The following is a 22201-nucleotide window of genomic DNA, read 5'->3' as shown; positions in this document are numbered from 1 at the left end:
CGAAATGCTGGAAAACGGCAAGGATTCGGTAAGCGACGGGCCGCGAAACGCCCTCGATCCGGGATTTCCGCGCGTTGACCGGCGGGCCCGCGACCTGCGGGTCCGGCGCGTATCGGCGGTCACATCACCGGTGGGACCAGTGTTGCGGATGGTCTCGATGGTGTGCGAGCGGCTAGCCTGATCGTCATGGCAGGTAAGTCCCGCAGCACCACGACCTCTCGTGCGCGGGCGGGATCGAGCAGGGGGCAGACGCCGTCGGCGCGGTCTCGTTCGACGACACCGCGAGCGTCGTCGGCCGCGCGTGGGCGAACCACTCCCGCCCGTAGACCCGTCAAACGCGCCTCGAACACCGCACCGCTGGCCGTCATCGGCCGGGGCGTCACCAGCGGCTGGACGATGCTGGCGCGCGGCGTCGGCGCCACCACCCGCACGCTGAGCCGTGCGGGCGAACTCGAGCACGGGCATCGTCGCGACGGAATCGGCTTGGCGCTGATCGCGTTGAGCGTGATCATCGCCGCCGCGGTGTGGTTGTCGGCCGGTGGCCCGGTGGGGCGTTTCCTCGAGGACATCGTGCGCGCGATCGCCGGGTCGGCGGCCGCGGTGGCGCCGCTGCTGTTCGTGGCGATCGCGGTGGTGCTGATGCGCACCGAACCGCATCCGGAGATCCGGCCACGGCTGGTGCTCGGCGGACTGCTGGTGATCCTGCCCGCGCTCGGCATCTGGCATCTGGCGGCCGGGTCACCCACCGACGCGCACGGACGTTCGCGTGCCGCGGGCGCGCTCGGCTACGCCATCGGCGGCCCGCTCGGCCAAGGGCTCACCCCGTGGCTGGCGATGCCGATCCTGTTGCTGGCCATGGTATTCGGTGTGCTGTTGCTCACGGGGACCACGGTGCGCGAGGTGCCGTCGCGATTGCGCGAATACTTCGGCCTCGGCGAATACGCCGACGACAGCGACCCTTACGACCCGGCCAACTACGACGCCGACGGATTCCCGGTGCACCGCAACCGGTCCCGCCGCGGCGCCGCTTCGGCGGCCGACGATTTCGCCGGATCCGACGCGGTCACCGAGTCGCTGGGCGAGCCGCCGCTGCGCGATGCCAAACCCATCGTCGACGAGCCGCCCGCCCCAGCGCCGAAACCGGCCCGCAAGCGCCCGGCTCCCGCACCCGTCGACCAGACGCCGCCACCACCACCGGAACCGGAGTTCGTCACCGACCGCGTGGTCGACGGCGACTACTCGCTGCCGCCGCTGAGCCTGCTGCTCGACGGCGACCCGCCCAAGAAGCGTTCGGCCGCCAACGAATCGATGATCGAGGCGATCACCGAGGTCCTGGTGCAGTTCAAGATCGACGCCGCGGTCACCGGATTCGTGCGCGGGCCGACCGTCACCCGGTACGAGGTGGAGCTCGGCCCCGGCGTGAAGGTCGAGAAGATCACCGCCCTGGCCCGCAACCTCGCCTATGCCGTCGCGACGGAGAACGTGCGCCTGCTCGCACCCATCCCGGGCAAGTCGGCGGTGGGTATCGAGGTGCCCAATGCCGACCGCGAACTGGTCCGCCTGGCCGACGTGCTCAAATCGCCGCACACCCGCAACGACCACCATCCGCTGGTGATCGGCCTCGGCAAGAACATCGAGGGCGAGTTCGTCTCGGCGAACCTGGCCAAGATGCCGCACCTGCTGGTGGCGGGTTCCACCGGTTCGGGTAAGTCCAGCTTCGTCAACTCGATGCTGATCTCCTTGCTGCACCGGGCCACCCCCGAAGAGGTCAGGATGATCCTGATCGACCCGAAGATGGTGGAACTCACGCCCTACGAGGGCATTCCGCACCTGATCACGCCCATCATCACCCAGCCCAAGAAGGCCGCCGCCGCGCTGGCCTGGCTGGTGGAGGAGATGGAACAGCGCTACCAGGACATGCAGGCCAACAAGGTCCGCCACATCGACGACTTCAACAAGAACGTGCGTTCGGGCAAGATCACCGCTCCGCTCGGCAGCGAACGGGTCTACCGGCCCTACCCGTACATCCTCGCCATCGTCGACGAGCTTGCCGACCTGATGATGACCGCCCCGCGGGACGTCGAGGACGCGATCGTGCGGATCACCCAGAAGGCGCGTGCGGCGGGCATCCACCTGGTGCTGGCCACCCAGCGGCCCTCGGTCGACGTGGTGACCGGCCTGATCAAGACCAACGTGCCCTCACGGCTGGCGTTCGCGACCTCCTCGCTCACCGACTCGCGCGTCATCCTCGATCAGCCGGGCGCGGAGAAGCTGATCGGCATGGGCGACGGCCTGTTCCTGCCGATGGGCGCCGGTAAGCCGACGCGTCTGCAGGGCGCGTTCATCTCCGACGAGGAGATCCAGGCGGTCGTCGAGTACAGCAAGACCCAGGCCGAACCGGAGTACCAGGAGGGCGTCACCGCCGCCAAGGCGGGCGAGACCAAGGACGTCGACCCCGATATCGGCGACGACATGGACGTGTTGCTACAGGCGGTGGAACTGGTCGTCACCTCACAGTTCGGCTCCACCTCCATGCTGCAGCGCAAACTGCGTGTCGGGTTCGCGAAGGCGGGCAGGCTGATGGACCTCATGGAGACCCGAGGCGTCGTCGGTCCGAGCGAGGGCTCCAAGGCACGTGACGTGCTGGTGAAGCCCGACGAACTCGATGGTCTGCTGTGGTCGATCCGTGGCGGTGATCCGGCGGATTCCGGGGACGGCGAATAGCGCACTACTGGTTTGCTCTGACCGTGCCGTCAGCGAGCGGCGACGAACGAGGAGGGACCGGGGCGCGGGGTGCCGATCGCGGACAGCGGCCGGTGGCGGGTTCGGGTCAGCTGCCGATGTCGGCGCGTGACACGCGCTGCGGTCCTGCGGCATCCGCGGACAGCCGTGGCATCGCGGCGAAATGGTCGTACTCGGCGGTCACGGCTGACTCCTCTCGCGGTGCCGGTGGGTGGTCGATGTGTCGACGGTAGCAGCGGCCGTGACGAGGCGAAACGGGTTTTCGGCTCGGCTACCGGCGCGGACGGGTTCGCACGGCTGTGTGTGGAATCATGGCGGGCAATCGATCCGCAAAGTTGGCTGAAACGGACATATTGGACATGATGGACGGCATGAACCTCATCGATCGGACCACTTCATGGATGTGACCACGCTCGAATGGGTGATCACCGGCTTGGTGATCCTCGGACTGTTCGTCTTCGACTTCTTCGCCCACGTGCGCACGCCGCACGAACCGACCTTCAAGGAATCGGGCATCTGGTCGGCCGTCTACATCGGCCTCGCCCTGCTGTTCGGCGGGTACGTCGCCTGGAAATGGGGCGGCACCTTCGCCGGGGAGTACTACGCCGGTTTCGTCACCGAGAAGGCGCTCTCGGTGGACAACCTGTTCATCTTCCTGATCATCATGACCACCTTCGCGGTGCCGCGGATGTACCAGCAGAAGGTGCTGCTCATCGGCATCGTGCTCGCCCTGGTGATGCGCGGTGTGTTCATCGCCGTCGGCGCGGCCGCGATCAGCGCGTTCAGCTGGGTGTTCTACCTGTTCGGCGCGTTCCTGATCTACACCGCGATCAAGCTGCTGCGCGAGAGCGGGCACGAGGCCGAGCACGAGGAGCAACGCGACAGCCGCATCGTCGCGCTGGCCAAGCGGGTGCTGCCGACCACCGACCAGTACGACGGCGACAAGCTGATCACCAAGATCGACGGCAAACGAGTGGTCACCCCGCTGCTGCTGGCGCTGCTCGCCATCGGTTTCGCCGACCTGCTCTTCGCCCTCGACTCGATTCCGGCCATCTACGGCCTCACCGAGCAGCCGTACCTGGTGTTCACCGCCAACGCCTTCGCCCTGATGGGCCTGCGACAGCTGTACTTCCTCATCGGTGGGCTGCTGGACCGGCTGGTGTACCTGTCCTACGGTCTGGCCGCCATCCTGGCGTTCATCGGTGTGAAGCTGGTGCTGCACGCGCTGCACGAGAACACCCTCGGTTTCATCAACGGCGGCGAGCACGTGAGCGTGCCGGAGATCTCCACGCCGGTGTCGCTGAGCGTGATCCTCGGGATTCTCGTGATCGCGACGGTGGCGAGCCTGCTGAAGACCCGCCGCGCGTCTGTCTGATCGACGAGAAACAGCCCGGAACCCCTGGGGTTCCGGGCTGTTCGCGTGTGCGGGCTATTCGGAGAACGCGCCCATCACGGGCAGCCACTCCACCACGCGCACGTCCTCGATCAGGCCGAGCTTCGCGAACGGGTCCTCGGTGAGCAGTTGCTCGAGCGAGGACTTGTCCTCGGCCCGGAACAGCAGCAGGGCGCCCGAACCGTCCGCGTACGGGCCGCTGGTGAGCACGGTGCCCGCGTCGACCAGGGCGTTGAGCCAGCCCCGGTGCTCGGGCCGATTGGTGGTCCGCTCGGCCGCGGTGGCCTCGGTGTAGGTGTAGTGGACGGCGAAGATCGGCACGTCGATCAACTTTCTCGCGGTGGGTATCTACAGGGTGAGCAGCATGCGGGTGTTGCCGAGGGTGTTCGGCTTCACGAAACTCAGGTCGAGGAACTCGGCGACGCCGGTGTCGTAGGAACGGCACATCTCCGCGTACACCTCGGCGGTCACCGGCGTGCCGTCGATCTCGACGAAACCGTGCCTGCCGAAGAAGTCGACCTCGAAGGTGAGCACGAACACCCGCTGCAACTGCAGCTCCCGGGCTACCTCGACCAGCTGACGCACCACCGCGCCGCCCACCCCGCGACCCTTGACCACCGGATCGACCGCGACCGTGCGCACCTCGCCCAGATCGGCCCACAACACATGCAGCGCGCCGCACCCCACGACCCGGCCCTCGACCTCGGCAACCCAGAACTCCTGCACCGACTCGTACAGCGTGACCAGGTTCTTCTCCAGCAGGATCCGGCCGGCGTACTCGTCGACCAGACGTTTGATCTCGGGGACATCCGAGGTTCGCGCTCGTCGCACGGTGACGTCTCGAACTGGCGCCACGGTAGGCGCGGACGGGTGCGCGTCGCTGGTCGGACCACCTGCTGGTCCCCGTGAAGTCATGGGGTGCACAGTAGTCGGCCCGGTTACCGATAGTCTGAACATGTGCCGCACATCCTGTCGTTCCGCTCATCGCATCGCGCCGGGCCCGGCGACCGGGGAATACGGCACTGCACGCGTGAGCAAACATCGCGCGACACACCCGATATTCGGCGCAGTGCCGGTGAGTGCCGAGAGGGCGGGGGCATGAGAGGTCAGCGCCTGGCGGCGGAAGCGTGCGTGACCACGGAGGGCGCCCGACCATGCCGAGAAGACGCAGCATGAGCGTGCGACCCGAGGAGATCGAACGCGGGGCGGCTCGGCTACCGGGGGTGCCGGAACATCAGGTCCCGGTGGTCAATATCGCGAATGTGCTGACGGTGGCGCGCATCGTCCTGGTGCCGCTGTTCGTGCTCGCGCTGTTCGCTGACGGCGGGCACGACACCCGGTGGCGCGTGATCGCGGCGGCCGTCTTCGGCCTCGCCGCCATCACCGACCGCTTCGACGGGCAACTGGCCCGCAAATACGGTCTCGTCACCGATTTCGGCAAGCTCGCCGACCCCATCGCCGACAAGGCCCTGATCGGCGCCGCCCTGATCGGGCTCTCGATCCTCGGCGATCTGCCCTGGTGGATCACCCTGGTCATCTGCGGCCGCGAACTCGGCATCACCCTGCTGCGGCTGGTCGTGGTGCGGCGCGGGGTGATCCCGGCCGGGCGCGGCGGCAAACTCAAGACACTCGTGCAATCGGTGGCCATCGCCCTGCTGGTGCTGCCGCTGTCCGGTGCGTTCGCCGCCGCGGGCATGGTGCTGATGTACCTGGCCGTGGCGCTCACCGTGATCACCGGCCTCGACTACGTCGGCCAGGCCGCGCGGGTATGGGTGGCGGGTGGTCGCGCGCGCAACGAGTCGCGCGCGTGAGCGACCCCCTGGTCGCCGGTGCGCCGGCCGCCGAGCTGGTCGCGGCACTCACGGCCGCGGGTCAGACCGTCGCCACCGCCGAATCGCTCACCGCGGGGCTGCTCGCCGCGACTATCGCCGGGGTGCCCGGCGCGAGTGCGGTGCTGCGCGGCGGGCTCGTCGTCTACGCCACCGACCTCAAGCACCGGCTCGCGGGGGTGGACGAGGAGGTGCTGCGCGTCGAGGGCGCGGTCGCGGCGTCCACCGCCGAACAGCTCGCCGTGGGCGCGCGCGAACGCTGCGCGGCGGACTGGGGGATCGGTCTCACCGGGGTCGCTGGACCCGATTCCCAGGACGGGCATCCGGTCGGCACGGTATACCTCGGAGTAGCCGGACCCGATCACAGCGCGGTGAGCCGGTTGAAACTGCACGGTGACCGGTGGAACATCAGGATCGGTGCGGTGCACAACGCGATCGGGGAGTTATTGCGCTGTGTCGGTGGGTACGGCGATGTGACGACGGACTAGCCGCGTCCGGGAACCCCCGGCCGCTGCTCGACGTTGTGCCAGAAAGAGGTGAGCACCGCCCGAGGCGGTGACCCGAGGTGGAGGAGAACGAGATGACGCTGCTGCGGGAGGCAATCGGGGACAGTCTGCGGCGTGCGCGTCTGGCCCAGCATCGGACGCTGCGCGAGGTGTCGACCTCGGCGCGCGTGAGCCTCGGCTATCTGTCGGAAGTGGAGCGCGGCCGCAAGGAAGCCTCCAGTGAACTGCTCGCCGCCATCTGCGAGGCACTCGACGTGCCGTTGTCGCGGGTGCTGTGGGACGTGAGCACCATCATGGCCGGAGCCGACGGCTCCGCGCCCCGCGAACCCGCGCTCACCGAGCCCATGGCCGAACCCGTCGCCGAACCGGTGCCCGCCGAGCCGTCGGCCACCGCGAGCGCGCAGGCCGACGTGGACGCGCGCATCGGGATCGCCGAGGACACCCGCATCGTCATCCCGGCCCCGCGGGCCGAGATGCTGGTATTGGTGAAAGGGATGTGACGCGGCGAACCCGCGTGACGCTGCGCACTACTGGTGAGAGCGGATAGATTCTCATCAGGCGTCGAGTGGGCCGGTCATATCGGTCCGGGTGCCGCATGGTGAAGGATAAGCACATATCTGGTGCGTGACGGTCGCGCACCACCAGTCGCACGAGCGACGCACAGATGGAGGCGGGATCAATCGATGGCTAATCCGTTCGTGAAGGCCTGGAAGTACATGATGGCCCTTTTCGACTCCAAGATCGAAGAGCATGCGGATCCGAAGGTCCAGATCCAGCAGGCGATCGAGGAGGCGCAGCGTCAGCATCAGGCGCTGTCGCAGCAGGCGGCGTCGGTGATCGGCAACCAGCGTCAGCTGGAGATGAAGCTGAACCGCCAGCTCGACGAGGTCGAAAAGCTCAACGCCAACGCCCGGCAGGCCGTCACCCTCGCCGACCAGGCACAGGCCGCGGGCGACACCGAGAAGGCGATCCAGTACACCAACGCCGCCGAGGCGTTCGCCGCCCAGCTGGTCACCGCCGAGCAGTCGGTGGAAGACCTCAAGGTGCTGCACGATCAGTCCCTGCAGGCCGCCGCACAGGCCAAGAAGGCAGTCGAGCAGAACGCGATGATGCTGCAGCAGAAGGTCGCCGAGCGCACCAAGCTGCTCAGCCAGCTCGAGCAGGCCAAGATGCAGGAGCAGGTCTCGGCCTCGCTGCAGCAGATGGACTCCACCCTGTCCGCGCCCGGTTCCACCCCCAGCCTCGACGCCGTGCGCGACAAAATCGAACGCCGCTACGCCAACGCCCTCGGTTCGGCTGAGCTGGCCCAGAACTCGGTGCAGGGCCGGATGATGGAGGTGCAGCAGGCCAGCATCCAGATGGCCGGGCACAGCAAGCTCGAGCAGATCCGTGCCTCCATGCGCGGCGATGCCCTGCCCACCGGGAACAGTGCGGCCATCGACCCGGCCACGCAGCAGCCCGCGGCGCCGCAGATCAACAAGGGTGGCCAGGCGGCTCAGCAGTAGTCACGCCACCTCGGGCCGTCGGCCGACGCTCGATACTCGCGCCCGTCGCGGGCGTCGAACGCCGACCGGCGGCCCGGCCCTGTTCAGGGTGAGGTTGTCGTACCCGCGTGGCACTCTGGGGAGGTGGAAGGATCACGATGAGCGGGAGAACGCGGCGCGACCGGATCGAGGTCGCCGATCCGATGGCAGTTGTGCAGTCGACGATGAACGGCGGGGTTCCGGCGACACTGCGCGGAGTGGGCGAGCAGGCCCTCGTCGCGGTGCGGCGCTGGGCCGACCCCCGCGAGCGTGAGTTGCGGCGTCGCCGCCGGATGCGCAGGCGTAGTTTCCAGCTGGGTACGGCTTCGGGGATCACGACGGTCGGCGCGGTGGGGCTGGCCGTGGTGTCGGCGCCGGCGTGGGCGGTGGTCGTCATCGGCGGCGGCGCAGTGGCTTTCGTGACCGGCGCCGCGGTGAACGCGCGCCGCTATCTGCAGACCCGCCATCAGCCGTTGCCGCAGGCGACGTTCGTGCCGCGCAAGTCGCCGGGACTGCGCTCGGCGGCCCGCGCGCCGATTCAGCGATTGATCCGGGCTGAACGCGCGTTGCACGGGCTGGGCGCCCAGATCGCGCGCACCCGGCGGTTACCCGAGGACGAATTGCGCGACCTGCTCGCCACCGCGAGCTCCGGGGCGGCCGCGCTGCACGCCCTGGCCGCCGACATGGTCGCCATGGAACAGGCCGTCGACACGGTCGGCCGGGCGAACCCGGAGACGGTGTCGGCATTGAAGACCACGGTCACCGCCGTGCTCGCGCGCCTGGAAACCGGCGTCGTCGAATACGAACAGCTCGTCGCGGCGGCTGCTCGCATCCTGGCCGTCCCGGAGGACACCGTGGTGGCCTACCAGTTCAACGGCATCGTGGCCGATCTGCGTGAAGCCGCCGACCGCCTCGACGGCTGGGCCCATGCCCTCACCGAGATGGCCGACGGACCCGGCTTGTCGTCGCCCGATCTTCCCCGCTGAAGATCTCGCCCGCACGGATCCCCTACTCGCGCAGCGGGTATCCCGGGTCGGGCGGTCCGACTCGACAGACCTGCCGAGCAGTCCGGTTCTCAGGAGCGAATCGCCTGACGGAGGGCGGCTAGCTCCTCGGCGCGCGGATTGTCCACCGTGGACGACGCGGGGTGGTCGAAGATGCGGACGTTCTTCTCTGCCGGAGTGAACGCCGACCAGCCCGTGCTGCCATGTGTGGCGAAAGAGACCCAGGCTGCGTGGATTTCGTCGGCCAGCGGCTGCGGCGGGGTCGGCCCGGTGAGGGTGTGGGCGTTGTCCACGGCGTCGAAGACGAACGGGACTTCCAGCACATGGCAGGCGCCGAGGCCGGGCAGTGCTGTGGGCCAAGCGAACTCGTAGACGTAGGTCGCCGCGGTGGCGGCATTGGTTTCGGCGAGGTCCATGGTGCCCGAACGGAAACACCAGTCGGTGAGGATCGCGTTGAAGATCTCGGCCGGTGCGGCATCGGGGCGTTGCCGCGAATAGGTCTGTGCCACCGACGGATCGATGCCGTAGCGGGCCAGCACGAACGGCAAGCTGTCGGCATCGACGCCCGCGGTGATCCCGGTGGGCACCGTGAAGAAGCGGAATTCGTCGGCGGTGGTGCCCGCGACGAGCGGAACCCGGCGCTGCGGGTTGGCCGCGAGTACCTCGGTGGGGGTGCCCTCGACGACATCCCCGTCGACCACCGGGAACAGGCTCATGATGCCGAGGCCACGCTCGACCACCGAGGGGCCCCACCGCTGTGGGTCGGGGTCGGTCATCAGCGCGAGCGCGACGGCGTTCTGCGCCGAGCACAAGTCGGCCGGACCGAGTGCACCGAAATCCGCCGCGGTGGGGTTGATTCCGAGGTGTTCGGCCAGCGCGGCCGAAACCAGGCGCGCGTCGTCGGCCTCGGCGGCGACGGAGCCGTTGCCGCTCTGCACGATCGCCCGGCGGAACAGTCCCGCCGACTGCGGCGCCGCCATCAGCGCGGCCACGCTCATACCGCCCGCGGACTCCCCGAAGATCGTCACATTGTCCGGGTCGCCACCGAACGCGGCGATGTTGTCCCGCACCCAGCGCAGCGCGCAGAGCTGGTCGTGCAGACCACGATTCGACGGTACGCCGTCGAGCACCGCGAACCCGGAGATCCCCAGGCGGTAGTTGATCGACACCAGGACCACACCGTCGCGCGCGAACGCGGTGCCGTCGTAGATCCGGCGTGCGTTGGACCCGCGCACGAACGCGCCGCCATGAATCCACATCAGCACCGGCAGGCCCGCCCCGCCCACCTCGGGTGTCCAGACGTTCACATTGAGGTAGTCGTCGCCGGGGATGCCGTCGCTGCCGATCAGGGCGTGGATCGGCGCGGGATACGGCGACTGCGCGCACGTCGGGCCCATCCTCGTCGCCTCGCGCACCCCCTCCCAGCGCTGCACCGGTTCGGGCAACCGGAACCGTCGCGCGCCCACCGGCGCCGCCGCGTACGGCACACCGAGGAACCGGGTGACGCCGCCTTCGGTCGTGCCCCGAATCGCGCCGCCGGTGATCGTGACGATCGGTTCCATCGGTCCTCCTCGCAGTCGAACCCGATTATGGACGCTTGTCCGGTTCGGTGGGGTGCTTATGGAACCAAGGGCCCGGCCAGGACGCGCAGCCCGGCGGCGCGGTCACCGTCCCAGCGCAGACCTTGGTCCTCGGGCGGGATGCGGGCCCACAACGCGAGCAGCAGATCCGATGCCGTACCCGCCAGCTCGGCCACCGGTTCGCCGGGACCGTAGGTCCAGCGGCGATCGGTGTCGGTGGTGCGAACGCGCAGCGCCACCTCCGGTTCGGTCGCCAGGCCGCGGTGGATCATTCGGGGTGCGAACAGTTCGAAGACCTCATCGATGCCGTCCTCGGCGATCGCGCGGTCGAACGGCTCGGCCTTCCCGAGCGCGTGTTGGCCGTCCCACCGGTGCATCAGCGTCTCGTGGGCGCGGCGACGGCGCCAGAAGCCGACCGTGCGCGGCATGGCACGGGTGAAGGTCCACGCTTCCTGTTCGGGATCGGCCGACAAAGTCGCGGCGAGGGCGTCGGCGGACTCGTCGAACCATTTGCGCAGGGCCGCGGGATCTTTCGGCGCGGGCCGACCGTCGTCGTCGCCACGGAGCTCGGTGACGGCGGTGACCACCCACTGATTACCCCGGCCCAGGTGATCGACCAGATCGTAGAAGGTCCAGTCGCCGCAGGTGGTGACGGGTGCGGCGAGATCGACGTCGTCGGTGATCAGTTCGCCGAACGTGGTGAGTTCGGTACGCAGCAGAGCCAGGTAGTTCATGGATTGACGGTAGATGGCGACGGCGGCAGTCTCGGGGTGAACCCTGATCTCTACCCGGATATCCGTGCTGACCTGGTGATTTACCACGGTTGCGGTGGCAGCATCGAAGGTGTCGATCGCGGCTGTGCGGTCGCGGACACCGAGGAGTCACATCATGGTTTTCAAGGTCATCGGCATTGTCGTCGTCGCGGTCATCGCGTTCTGGATCATCGGGGCGATCCTCGAGGCGGTGCTGCCGATTCTGGTGCTCGCCGCGATCGGCACCGGGCTGTACCTGCTGTACAAGGCGGTGACGGGGTCGGGAGACAAGACGCCGGTCAGCAAGATCTAGCCCTAGCATGGGCGGGGTGGAACGGCTACCCGAGGATTGGCAGCGCGGACTCGTGATCGTCGCGCATCCGGACGACATCGAATACGGTGCGGCGGCGGCCGTCGCGCGATGGACGAAGCAGGGCAAGGACATTCGCTATCTGCTCGTCACCCGAGGGGAAGCCGGGATCGCGGGCGTTCCCCCCGCGCAGGCCGCGCCGTTGCGGGAGGCCGAGGAGATCGCGGGCGCACGCGAAGTGGGCGTGCACACCGTCGAATTCCTCGACTACCCCGACGGGCGCATCGAGGAGGGCCTGCCGCTGCGGCGCGACCTGGCCGCCGCGATCCGCAGGCACCGCCCCGAGATGGTCGTGCTGTTCAATTTCGGCGACACCTGGGCGCCCGGCTTCGTGAACAGCGCCGATCACCGGGCCGTCGGCCGCTCGGCGATGGACGCGGTCTCCGACGCGGGCAACGAATGGATCTTCCCCGAGATCGCCGATCTGGCACCGTGGTCCGCGCGCTGGGCCGCCGTCGTCGGCCCGGTCGCCACCCACGCGGTGGACGTGAGTGATCAGCTGGACAGGGCACGGGCCAGCCTGGCCGCGCATCGGCGCTATCTGCAGGTGCTGAGCACGGTCCCGGTGGAAGAACAGGTGGACGAGATCGTGGCGATGGCAACGGGCCCCAAGGATGGATTCCCCGCCGCGCACGCGGTCGGTTTCGAGCTGTTCACCTTCGCGGGCTGAGCGCGCGCCGGAATCGGTGACGCGGCCCGATTGTCTTGGGCGCGTGGGCGGGTCGGCCAGACATCGGCCGATGTGGGCCGTGTCGACGGGGTCGCGACCGTGCGTCCTGCGGATATGGCATGGTGAGGCGCATGCGAGTAGCTGTGGTAGCCGGGCCCGACCCAGGGCATGCGTTTCCCGCGATCGCGTTGTGTCTGCGGTTGCTGGACGCCGGAGACGAGCCGGTGTTGTTCACCGGTCCCCGGTGGCTCGACGCGGCACGGGCCGCGGGCATCGGCGTGCGCAAACTCAAAGGGCTCGCGCCGCGCTCGGTCGACGACGACACCGACGCCGGCGCCCGGATCCACGAACGCGCCGCCTACATCGCCACGGAGAACCTGCCCGAACTCGGTGCCATGCTGCCCGACCTGGTCGTCTCCGACGTGCTCACCGCCGGGGGCGGTCTCGCGGCCGAACGCCTCGGCGTGCCATGGGTGGAGCTCTCACCGCACCCGCTGTACCTGCCGTCGAAAGGTCTGCCGCCGATCGGAAGTGGGCTGGCACCGGGCGAGGGAGTGCGTGGCCGGTTGCGCGACACCGTGCTGCGCACCATGACCGACCGCGCGGTGCGGGCCGGTGAGCGGCAGCGTTCGGCGGCACGGGTGAGCATCGGGCTGGCCGCCGAGGACCCCGGCCCCGCCGCCCGCCTCATCGCCACCCTGCCCGCGCTCGAGCTTCCACGACCCGATTGGCCCGCCGACACCTACGTCGTCGGCCCGCTGCTCTGGGAACCCACCGATGCCGTGCTCGAACTGCCACCCGGCGACGAACCACTGGTGATGGTTGCCCCGTCCACCGCCCACACCGGGGTGGCCGGCATGGCCGAGACCGTGCTCGAGGGTCTGTCCGGACTCGGTGTGCGCGCGGCGGTTTCGATGCTCGACACCCCACCGGCAGACCTGCCCGCCTGGGCGACGGCGGGCCTGGGCCGCCAGGACGAACTGCTCACCCACGCCGCGGTGGTCGTCGGTGGGGGCGGGCACGGGTTGCTCGCGAAATCCCTCTCCGCCGGGGTGCCGGTGGTGACCGTGCCCGGCGGCGGCGACCAGTGGGAATTGGCCAATCGCGCGGTGCGCCAGGGCAGTTCGCTGCTGATCCGGCCGCTCACCCCGGACGCCGTCGCCGCGGCCGTGCGGCAGGTTCTCGACGACAAGGCGTTCGCCGCCGCCGCGCGCCGGGCCGCGGACGGCCTCGACGAGGTCGCCGACCCGGTCGAGATCTGTCATCGCGTCGGGGCCACGGTCTGAGGTAGCCGGTCGGGCTCGCAACAGCCGCATCTTCGGTTGGCCCTCGAACGCAGGCGGCACTGGACCGGCGTCCTGACGGGTGCACGACAGCGCGAGTATCTTGGGCAAGGTGCGGTTGACCGAATTCCAGGAGCTGATGCACACCGAGTTCGGCGTTGCGCGCGCCGACGCCATGCTGGCCGATCACGTCATTCCGGCCTTCGGGATGACCGGTGCGGCCGCGATCGAGGCGGGTATCGACCCGCGCGAGGTATGGCGGGCGCTGTGTGCCGACTTCGACGTCCCCAGAAACCGGTGGTGACCAGACCATGTCCGTGACAGCGCAGAACTCGTCGGCACGTCCCTACCGGTTCGACGAACGATTGCGGATGATCCCGGTCGACGCCGAATCCCTCGCCGCCCGTGTCGCCGCCGCCGATCCGCACGACTTCGGTGGTCTGCGCAGGCTCGGCATCGCGCTGATGCTGCTCGGGCGCCATGACGAGGCGCTCGACCGCCTGGACCAGGCCCTCGAACTGGCCGATACCGAGCGCCGCCGCATCACCGTGTGGATCAATCTGGCCGATGTGTACCGCTATCAGGGTGAACCCGGTCGCGCCGAGATCCTGTACCGCCGCGCGCTGGACGCCAGCCGCGCCCTCGACCCCGAACTCGTCTCCTTCGCCGCCCACCACCTGGGTAAATCGCTGGCCGAACAGCATCGGCCCGCCGAGGCGCGCGAGCTGCTGAACGAGGCGATGCGGTTGCGGGTGGCCGACGGTGACTCCGAGCTGATCGAGTCGACCAGGGCGGCGCTCGACCACCTCGACGAGCTGGCTCTGCCGTTGCCGCCAGAGGTGATCGCCTTGGTCGGACCGCTGGCCGACTGGTCCGATGAGCACGAGGGCCGCGGTGGCAATGTGCTGCGGGCGGGGGAGTACTGGATCAAACGCGGCCCGCGCGCCGTCGCCGAACACGAGCGCCTGATCTGGTTGCGCGACAAGGGCATCGCCGTTCCCGAGGTGGCGGCGTTCGCCGAGGACGTGCTGGTTCTCGCGGACGTGGGCGGTGGTTCGGTGTCGTCGCAGGCACCCGACCCGGCCGCTGCCGGTACGCTGCTCGGTTCGCGGCTGCGTGCCCTGCACGACCTGCCGGTGGCGGACTGCCCGTTCGACGCCGGGCTCGACGTCACCCTCGCACGGGCGCACCGCAATGTCGTCGAGGGGTTCGTCGACGCCGACGATTTCGACCCCGATCACCGCGATCGGACACCGGCCGAGCTGCTCGCGGAACTGGTCAGCCGTCGTCCGGCGAGCGAGGATCTCGTCGTCGCGCACGGCGATTTCACCCCGGGCAATGTGCTGGCCGGTGGCGTGCTGATCGACGTCGCCGAGCTCGGCCGCGCCGACCGCTACCGCGACCTCGCCCTGGCCGAACGCGACCTCGGGGAGGATTTCGGCGCCGAAGCGGTGACGGCGTTCCGTGCGGCCTACGGCCTGACCGAACCCGATGCGGACAAACTCGACTACTACCGCCTGCTCGACGAATTGTTCTGAACGCTCACCCGCTCTTGGCGTAGTGACGGGCGGCCTTGGCACGGTTGCCGCAGGTCGCCATGGAATGCCAGCGGCGGGTGCCGTTCTTGGACGTGTCGTAGAAGAAGAGCACGCAGTCGGGGTGGGCGCACTGGCGGATCCGATGCGGCGCTTCGGCGATCAGCCGCAGCAGGTTGTCGGCGGCGAGCCAGCCGGGTAGCCAGGCGGGGTCGGCCACCTCCGGGATGTCGCGTGGGCCGTCGTCGGTGAGTTCGCGGCGGATGCGTCCCTGGTCGAGCACCCGGTTGAGTGCGGTGTGGTCGGCGCGGGTGACCGTGTCGTATACGGCGTCACGTGCGGTGTGCAGCGCGGTGAGGGTGTGCTCGTCGGCGGGCACCCGGTCGGTCAGGTCGAGCAGCGCCAGCCAGGTCCGCAACCCGTCGAGATCGGCCAGCAGATCGCCGGGTTCGGCGCCTGCCCATCGGGTGTTGAGCAGGTCGAGAGCAGGTGGTTCGCCGGTGTGCGGACGGGGATCGCGCATGTCTGAGGCTATCAACTCGCGCTCCTAACCATCAAAAAGTATTTCAAGGGTTGACGGCAGTGCTTCATCGTCTTATGTTCTAACCATCAAAACGTTCATAGATAGTTTCCCATTCCTGGAGGACTCATGACCGCCGTCACCGCTCCCGTGCTCACCACCGGCCACATCGGGCTCAATGTCACCGACCTGGACCGCTCCGCGGAGTTCTATCGCCGTGGTCTCGGCTTCGAGGAACTCGGCAGCGGCGCCGACGGTGCGCGCCGCTGGGCCTTCTTCGGTATCGACGGCGTGCTGATGATCACGCTGTGGCAGCAGAGCACCGGCGAATTCGCCACCGGCGCACCGGGACTGCATCATCTCGCCTTCCAGGTCGCCGACCTCGACTCGGTGCGCGCCGTCGAGTCGGCGCTGCGGGAGCTGGCCACCGAGTTCTTCCACGAAGGTGTGGTCGCCCACGGCGAGGGCGCGTCCTCGGGCGGGATCTTCTTCGCCGATCCCGACGGCATCCGGCTCGAGGTGTACGCCCCGGCCGGCGCCGAATCCGCGCCCGCTCCCGCGGGTAGCGCGCCGACCTGTGGATTCTTCTGAGGAGTCGTCATGTTCCATCCGGGTGAGCTGGCCGTGCAGCAACGCCTCGGCCAGGCCGGGATCGCCGATCGCGTCGGGCGTTCGATCCGCACCGGGATCCCGGCCGTCGCCGCGGACTTCCTCGCCGAGCAGCCGATGGTCGTCCTCGCGGCGGCCGACGCGGCCGGGCGGCTGTGGGCGAGCCCGCTCACCGGACCCGCCGGATTCGTCCACGCGATCGACGACACCACCATCGACATCACCGCGCTACCCGGTGACGACGATCCCCTGTCCGACGCGTTGACCGGCGATATCGCGGTCGGGATGATTGCCGTGCAGGCGCAGCGGCGGCGCCGGATGCGCGTCAACGGGACCGCGCGGCCGCGGCCCGGTGGAGTGCGGATCACCACCGAACAGGTGTACGCGAACTGCCCGAAATACATCTCACGCCGAGAGATCCGTGCTGTGTCGGCCGGGCAGGCCGGTCCGGCGCGGCACGGCACGGAACTCACCGCCGAGCAGGGGACGATGATCGCCGCCGCCGACACCTTCTTCGTCGCCACCGCCGACGCCGACGGGCACGCCGATGCCTCCCATCGCGGCGGCAACCCCGGCTTCCTCGAGCTGCTGTCGTCGACCCGGCTGCGCTGGCCGGACTATCGCGGCAACTCGATGTTCATGACCCTCGGCAACCTCGCCGTGCATCCGCGGTGCGGATTGCTGATCGCCGCCTGGTCGACCGGTACGCTGCTGCAGCTCACCGGCCGGGCCGAAATCATCTGGGACACCGCCGATCTCACCACCGGTGCGCAATGCGCCGTCGACTACACCGTCGAGCGGGTGATCGAACGTCCCGGCGCGCTACCGCTGCGCTTCGGCGCACCCGAACTGTCACCGCACAACCCTTGAAAGGCGACACCGTGCGACCACCGCTGCCTCCCTTCGACCTCGACTCCGCCCGCGCCAAGGTGCGGGCCGCCGAAAACGCCTGGAACACCCGTGATCCCGAGCGGGTGGCCGCCGCGTACACCGAGGATTCGGTGTGGCGCAACCGCGACGAGTTCTTCACCGGCCACGCCGCGATCGTCGAGTTCCTCACCCGCAAATGGGCCACCGAGAACGGCTACGCACTGCGCAAGGATCTGTGGGCCTTCCACGACAACCGCATCGCCGTGCGCTTCCAGTACGAATGGCACGACGACACCGGTCAGTGGTGGCGCAGCTACGGCAACGAACAGTGGGAGTTCGCGCCCGACGGGCGGATGTCCCGGCGTGAGGCGAGCATCAACGATGTGCGCATCGAACAGTCGCAACGACGGATTCTGGGGCCGCGTGCCGAGGGCGACGAATCGGTGCTGCCGCAGCACTGACGACGGTCGTGGCGTGTTTGCGGGCGCGTCGCTTGACTCGAAAGAGTGTTCGACTAATCTTGGCGACAGAACTTGTCGGTGCCGCCCTCTACTGTGGGCGCCAACCAGAGAGACACTCACCTCGAGAAGGGGACCACATCATGGCACCGCAGGCCTACGATCGCGACAAAGCGCTGGAACTGGCGCTGGCTCAGGTGGAGAAGAGCTTCGGCAAGGGCGCGGTCATGCGCCTGGGCGAAGAGGCCCGCCAGCCCATCTCCGTCATCCCGACCGGCTCCATCGCCCTCGACGTCGCGCTCGGGATCGGCGGGTTGCCGCGCGGTCGCGTCGTCGAGATCTACGGCCCGGAATCCTCGGGTAAGACCACCGTCGCGCTGCACGCGGTGGCCAATGCCCAGGCCGCGGGCGGTGTCGCCGCCTTCATCGACGCCGAGCACGCGCTCGATCCCGACTACGCCCGCAAGCTGGGGGTCGATACCGACGCACTGCTCGTCTCCCAGCCCGACACCGGTGAGCAGGCCCTCGAGATCGCCGACATGCTCGTGCGCTCGGGTGCCATCGACATCATCGTCATCGACTCGGTCGCGGCCCTGGTGCCGCGCGCCGAGATCGAGGGCGAGATGGGCGACAGCCACGTCGGCCTGCAGGCCCGCCTGATGAGCCAGGCGCTGCGCAAGATGACCGGCGCGCTGAGCACCTCGGGCACCACCGCCATCTTCATCAACCAGCTGCGCGAGAAGATCGGCGTGATGTTCGGTTCGCCCGAGACCACCACCGGTGGTAAGGCGCTCAAGTTCTACGCCTCGGTGCGCCTGGACGTGCGCCGCATCGAAACCCTCAAGGACGGCAGCGACGCGGTCGGTAACCGCACCCGCGTGAAGGTCGTCAAGAACAAGGTGAGCCCGCCGTTCAAGCAGGCCGAGTTCGACATCCTCTACGGGCAGGGCATCTCCAAGGAGGGCTCGCTCATCGACATGGGTGTCGAGCACGGCTTCATCCGCAAGTCCGGCTCCTGGTACACCTACGAGGGCGACCAGCTGGGCCAGGGCAAGGAGAACGCCCGCAAGTTCCTGCTGGAGAACACCGATGTGCGCGACGAGATCGAGAAGAAGATCAAGGAAAAACTCGGCATCGGCGCGGATCTGACCGCCGAGGCCGACGCACCCGCCGACTTCTGAGCCGATGCGCACGCCGAACCCCGGCCGCGCGCGCCGCGACTCGGCCGATCCGGTCGAGGACATGCGACGTCAGCTGGCTCGCCTCGGTATCGAGGTGCAACCGCAGTCGCTGACGTCCGAGGTGACGCGCGAACCGGGGTCGGCAACCGAACTCGCCCCGGCGGCTCGTGCCGAACGAGCCGCCTCGGGCGCGAAGGGAATTCGGTCGGGTGCGGGCGATCCGCAGCGCGCGCACCCGACCGGATTCACCGACGAACACAATCGGACCGATTCCGCCCCGCGAACCGGTGTTGATCATGAAGAGTGGGGGAGCGGGGCGGCGACGCCTCGCCGCGCCCGGCGTTCTCGCCGATCCACGCGGCGCGACACAGACTCCCTGTCGACCGTCGTCGGTGGTGACGACGGGCGGCAGGTGGATCCGGTGGCGGCCGGATCCCCACCGGGAGAGCCCGAGAGGCGAGCCGGCACACGCCGGCTCGCCCCGGGTGACCGGCCCGACGCCACCGTGGAACAAGCCAAGGACGCCTGCCTGCGGTTGCTGGCCGTGCGGGCCCGCAGCCGCGCCGAACTGGAGAAACGGCTCGGCGAGAAGGGTTTCCGGCTCGAAGTCACCGCAGCGGCGCTCGAGCGGCTCGCCGAAGTGGGCCTCATCGACGACAGTTCCTTCGCCGAACAGTGGGTACACGCCCGCCACACCTACTCCGGCAAAGGGAAGAAAGCGCTCCAGCGCGAACTGCGCGACAAAGGAGTAGCCCCCGCCGAGGCCGAACAGGCTTTGTCGATGGTCTCCGACGACGCCGAACGCGACCGCGCCACCGACCTGGTTCGACGCAAGCTGCGCACCCTGCCCCGAGAACTCGACCGTGACAAGGCGGTTCGCCGCCTGGTCGGCATGCTGGCCCGTCGGGGCTACGACCAGTCCACCGCCTTCGCTGTCGTCACCACGGAACTCGATGCCGCAGGTTTCGCCCGAACCTCGGCCACCGGCGCCGATTACAGCGCGAACCACGACGGCGCCGAGCAGCCAAACACCGACGACGGCCGCGCCCGGCAGGCCCGGGCCGACACTGCCCGAGAACCCTCCCGCGGCACCGCCGCCCCCGCACGCCGCCCCCGTCCGGAGCCCGGCGACGACGAGGCAGCCGCCGACCTGGTGCGCCGCAAACTCCGCACCACACCCCCCGACCTCGACCGAACCAAACTCACCCGCCGCCTCGTCGACATGCTCGCCCGCCGCGGCTACAACCCCGCCACCGCCTACGCCGTGGTGAAAGCGGAACTGGCCGAAGCGGGGCGATGATTCGGTCGTCCTCGTGATCCGGGTCGGGGAACCGGAACGGCCACGGGTGTCGGGGTGGGGCGTTAGCATGAGGCGGAAGTGAAACGCGGGTCCGCGCAGGTGGATTCGGGTGCTCGGTGGGCCGAGGGTGTGGGACGGCTTGTTTCGCCCAGGTTGTGGGTGGGCATCTTGGGGCAGGGCCCGTTGGGCCGCCGGACGATGGGGAGGTGGGGAACCTGGACGCACTGTGGTCGTTCGTGGTGAACCGGCGTGAGCAGTTGCTGGTCGATTCGTATCTGCATGTGTCGGCGGTGGTGCAGTCCCTGCTGCTGGCGACGGTGATCGCGGTGCTCGTGGGCATCCTGGTCTACCGGAGTCCGCTCGGATCGGCGGCGGCGACCGCGACGGCGGGAGCGATCCTCACTGTGCCGTCGTTCGCGCTGCTCGGGCTGCTGATCCCGTTCCTCGGGCTCGGTGTGGCACCGACCATCGTCGCGCTGGTCCTCTACGCGCTGCTGCCGATTCTGCGCAACACCGTGCTCGGGTTGTCCACCGTCGACCCGGCCGCCGTCGATGCCGCACGTGGTGTCGGGATGGGCCGGTGGCAGTTGCTCACCAGGATCGAACTGCCGCTGGCGTGGCCGTCGATCCTCACCGGCATGCGGGTGAGCGCGCAGATGATCATGGGCATCCTCGCGCTCGCGGCCTACGCGAAAGGCCCGGGGCTCGGCAACCTGATCTTCTCCGGGCTCGCGCGCCTCGGCAGTCCCAACGCGGTGCCGCAGGCGCTCACCGGCACCATCCTCATCGTCGTGCTCGCACTCGCGCTCGACGGCGTCCTGGTTCTGCTCGGACGGTTCACCATCTCGAGGGGTATTCGTGACTGACACCAGCACCGCCGAAACCGGCGCCGCCACCGCCGTTTCCGGGGTGGAGATCGTCCTGGACCGGGTGACCAAACGGTATCCGGAGCAGCCGGACCCCGCGGTCGAAGAGGTGAGCATGACGATCCCCGCCGGGGAGATCGTCGTCCTCGTCGGCCCGTCCGGCTGTGGCAAGACCACAACCATGCGGATGATCAACCGCCTCATCGAACCGACCTCGGGCACCATCACCATCGGTGGTCGCGACGCGCTCGCCATCGACGCCGACGAATTGCGCCGTGGCATCGGCTATTCCATCCAACAGGCCGGACTGTTCCCGCACATGACGGTCGCCAAGAACATCGCGACGGTGCCGGGCCTGCTCGGCTGGGACCGGCGCCGCGTCGCCGCCCGCACCGACGAAATGCTCGAGCTCGTGGGCCTCGATCCCGACACCTATCGTGACCGCTACCCGCGCCAGCTCTCCGGCGGCCAGCAGCAACGCGTCGGCGTTGCCCGCGCGCTGGCGGCCGACCCGCCGGTGTTGCTGATGGACGAACCGTTCGGCGCCGTCGACCCCATCACCCGCGCCCTGCTGCAGGACGAATTGCTGCGCCTGCAGGGCGAACTCGGCAAGACCATCGTGTTCGTCACCCACGATTTCGGTGAGGCGGTGAAACTGGGTGACCGCATCGCGGTGCTCGGCGACCGCTCCCGCATCCTGCAGTACGACACCCCCGCCGCGATCCTGGCGGCCCCCGCCGACGACACGGTCGCCGGCTTCGTCGGCGCCACCGCGACCATCGACCGCCTCGGTCTCGCGGTCCTCGCCGACCTCGACCTGGACCAGGGCGTCGCCGTCACCGAGGACACCGACCCCACCACACTGACCGCCGCGCTCCGCCAGGCGGACCGCTCCTGGGCCGTCGTCCTCGACACCGACCGCCGCCCCCTGCGCCGGGTATCCAGAGACGAACTGGCCCATGCGGATTCCCTCACCACCGCAGGCACCCCCATCGGCGCGACCCTCCCCGCCGAGGCCACCCTCCAAGACGCCCTCGCCGCCCTCCTCACCGAACGCACCGCCTCGGCGATCGTCCTCGACCCGGCCGGCAACTACGCCGGTGTCGTCACCGTCGACACCCTGATAGACCACCTGGCCTCGTCGGCGAGCACGTCCGAAAAGGCGTCGTCATGACGACCAGGCGATGCGCAGTGCAAGCATCGGATCCGC

Annotated in this window: 24 protein-coding genes; 19 read left to right on the top strand and 5 right to left on the bottom strand. The window is 69.1% G+C overall.

What is annotated here, in order from left to right:
• Positions 1-186 precede the first annotated feature (186 nt).
• Positions 187-2724: a DNA translocase FtsK gene (locus tag NCO8_RS03995; protein WP_067636348.1), complete on the top strand. Its 2538-nt coding sequence runs from the start codon at positions 187-189 to the stop codon at positions 2722-2724.
• A gap of 415 nt (positions 2725-3139) precedes the next feature.
• Entirely contained in the window at positions 3140-4117 is a 978-nt protein-coding gene (locus tag NCO8_RS03990; protein ID WP_067636346.1) for a TerC family protein, read from the top strand.
• Between the two features lie 54 nt (positions 4118-4171).
• Here NCO8_RS03990 and NCO8_RS03985 read toward each other — a convergent pair whose 3' ends face one another.
• Together NCO8_RS03985 and NCO8_RS03980 are read right to left on the bottom strand one after the other, a co-directional pair.
• The gene (locus NCO8_RS03985) at positions 4172-4456 is read right to left on the bottom strand and encodes a YciI family protein (RefSeq protein ID WP_067492717.1); all 285 of its coding nucleotides are present in this window, start codon (positions 4454-4456) and stop codon (positions 4172-4174) included.
• A 27-nt stretch (positions 4457-4483) separates the two neighbouring features.
• Positions 4484-5050 (bottom strand): amino-acid N-acetyltransferase, encoded by a 567-nt coding sequence (locus NCO8_RS03980; RefSeq protein WP_084456481.1) that lies wholly within the window; start codon positions 5048-5050, stop codon positions 4484-4486.
• A gap of 257 nt (positions 5051-5307) precedes the next feature.
• Between NCO8_RS03980 and pgsA the strand changes: the two genes are divergently transcribed.
• The 5 genes from pgsA to pspM all read left to right on the top strand — a co-directional run bounded on the left by pgsA (position 5308) and on the right by pspM (position 8979).
• Complete coding sequence (pgsA, locus tag NCO8_RS03975; protein ID WP_084456479.1) at positions 5308-5946, top strand: CDP-diacylglycerol--glycerol-3-phosphate 3-phosphatidyltransferase; 639 nt, start codon at positions 5308-5310, stop codon at positions 5944-5946.
• A complete protein-coding gene (locus NCO8_RS03970; protein WP_067492976.1) occupies positions 5943-6452 on the top strand; it encodes a CinA family protein in 510 nt (169 codons plus the stop codon). Before pgsA ends, NCO8_RS03970 begins: the two co-directional genes overlap by 4 nt.
• Positions 6453-6544: 92 nt before the next feature.
• Positions 6545-6970: a helix-turn-helix domain-containing protein gene (locus NCO8_RS03965; RefSeq protein WP_067636703.1), complete on the top strand. Its 426-nt coding sequence runs from the start codon at positions 6545-6547 to the stop codon at positions 6968-6970.
• 183 nt (positions 6971-7153) lie between these two features.
• A complete protein-coding gene (locus NCO8_RS03960) occupies positions 7154-7975 on the top strand; it encodes a PspA/IM30 family protein (RefSeq protein WP_067636342.1) in 822 nt (273 codons plus the stop codon).
• Positions 7976-8112: 137 nt separating this feature from the next.
• Positions 8113-8979 carry a phage shock envelope stress response protein PspM gene (pspM, locus tag NCO8_RS03955; protein ID WP_067636340.1) on the top strand — a complete coding sequence of 289 codons (867 nt, stop codon included), beginning with the start codon at positions 8113-8115 and terminating at the stop codon, positions 8977-8979.
• Between the two features lie 89 nt (positions 8980-9068).
• Here the strand turns inward: pspM and NCO8_RS03950 are convergent, their stop codons facing one another.
• Positions 9069-10559, bottom strand: coding sequence for a carboxylesterase/lipase family protein (locus tag NCO8_RS03950; RefSeq protein ID WP_067636338.1), 1491 nt, complete (start codon positions 10557-10559; stop codon positions 9069-9071).
• A gap of 56 nt (positions 10560-10615) precedes the next feature.
• Positions 10616-11311 carry a maleylpyruvate isomerase family mycothiol-dependent enzyme gene (locus tag NCO8_RS03945; RefSeq protein ID WP_067636701.1) on the bottom strand — a complete coding sequence of 232 codons (696 nt, stop codon included), beginning with the start codon at positions 11309-11311 and terminating at the stop codon, positions 10616-10618.
• Positions 11312-11465: 154 nt separating this feature from the next.
• Between NCO8_RS03945 and NCO8_RS31755 the strand changes: the two genes are divergently transcribed.
• From NCO8_RS31755 to NCO8_RS03920, 5 genes are all read left to right on the top strand, one after another.
• Positions 11466-11642 carry a hypothetical protein gene (locus NCO8_RS31755; RefSeq protein ID WP_166655713.1) on the top strand — a complete coding sequence of 59 codons (177 nt, stop codon included), beginning with the start codon at positions 11466-11468 and terminating at the stop codon, positions 11640-11642.
• A gap of 16 nt (positions 11643-11658) precedes the next feature.
• The gene (locus tag NCO8_RS03935; protein WP_067636698.1) at positions 11659-12369 is read left to right on the top strand and encodes a PIG-L deacetylase family protein; all 711 of its coding nucleotides are present in this window, start codon (positions 11659-11661) and stop codon (positions 12367-12369) included.
• Between the two features lie 131 nt (positions 12370-12500).
• Positions 12501-13655, top strand: a complete 1155-nt coding sequence (locus tag NCO8_RS03930; protein WP_067636697.1) for a glycosyltransferase — start codon at positions 12501-12503, stop codon at positions 13653-13655.
• A gap of 109 nt (positions 13656-13764) precedes the next feature.
• A complete protein-coding gene (locus tag NCO8_RS03925; protein WP_067492988.1) occupies positions 13765-13956 on the top strand; it encodes a DUF3046 domain-containing protein in 192 nt (63 codons plus the stop codon).
• A gap of 7 nt (positions 13957-13963) precedes the next feature.
• Entirely contained in the window at positions 13964-15190 is a 1227-nt protein-coding gene (locus NCO8_RS03920; RefSeq protein ID WP_067636336.1) for a tetratricopeptide repeat protein, read from the top strand.
• A 4-nt stretch (positions 15191-15194) separates the two neighbouring features.
• Here NCO8_RS03920 and NCO8_RS03915 read toward each other — a convergent pair whose 3' ends face one another.
• Complete coding sequence (locus tag NCO8_RS03915; RefSeq protein WP_067492733.1) at positions 15195-15710, bottom strand: CGNR zinc finger domain-containing protein; 516 nt, start codon at positions 15708-15710, stop codon at positions 15195-15197.
• Positions 15711-15836: 126 nt separating this feature from the next.
• Here NCO8_RS03915 and NCO8_RS03910 point away from each other — a divergent pair, with 126 nt between their 5' ends.
• The 7 genes from NCO8_RS03910 (at position 15837) to NCO8_RS03880 (ending at position 22165) form a co-directional block, all read left to right on the top strand.
• On the top strand, positions 15837-16298 hold the full coding sequence (locus tag NCO8_RS03910; protein WP_067636334.1) for a VOC family protein: 462 nt from the start codon (positions 15837-15839) through the stop codon (positions 16296-16298).
• A 9-nt stretch (positions 16299-16307) separates the two neighbouring features.
• Positions 16308-17186, top strand: a complete 879-nt coding sequence (locus tag NCO8_RS03905) for a pyridoxamine 5'-phosphate oxidase family protein (protein WP_067636332.1) — start codon at positions 16308-16310, stop codon at positions 17184-17186.
• 11 nt (positions 17187-17197) lie between these two features.
• Positions 17198-17647: a nuclear transport factor 2 family protein gene (locus NCO8_RS03900; RefSeq protein ID WP_067492990.1), complete on the top strand. Its 450-nt coding sequence runs from the start codon at positions 17198-17200 to the stop codon at positions 17645-17647.
• A gap of 140 nt (positions 17648-17787) precedes the next feature.
• Positions 17788-18825, top strand: a complete 1038-nt coding sequence (recA, locus tag NCO8_RS03895; protein ID WP_067492737.1) for a recombinase RecA — start codon at positions 17788-17790, stop codon at positions 18823-18825.
• Positions 18826-18829: 4 nt separating this feature from the next.
• Complete coding sequence (locus NCO8_RS32970) at positions 18830-20125, top strand: regulatory protein RecX (protein WP_376739949.1); 1296 nt, start codon at positions 18830-18832, stop codon at positions 20123-20125.
• Between the two features lie 215 nt (positions 20126-20340).
• Positions 20341-20991, top strand: coding sequence for an ABC transporter permease (locus tag NCO8_RS03885; RefSeq protein WP_067636695.1), 651 nt, complete (start codon positions 20341-20343; stop codon positions 20989-20991).
• The gene (locus NCO8_RS03880; RefSeq protein WP_067636330.1) at positions 20984-22165 is read left to right on the top strand and encodes an ABC transporter ATP-binding protein; all 1182 of its coding nucleotides are present in this window, start codon (positions 20984-20986) and stop codon (positions 22163-22165) included. Before NCO8_RS03885 ends, NCO8_RS03880 begins: the two co-directional genes overlap by 8 nt.
• The last annotated feature ends 36 nt before the right edge of the window (positions 22166-22201 follow it).

Origin of the sequence: Nocardia coubleae NBRC 108252 (genome assembly GCF_001612805.1) — a bacterium.
GTDB classification, from domain to species: domain Bacteria; phylum Actinomycetota; class Actinomycetes; order Mycobacteriales; family Mycobacteriaceae; genus Nocardia; species Nocardia coubleae.
Note: the sequence above shows the minus strand (reverse complement) of the source record. Positions and strands in the feature narration are given on the sequence as shown.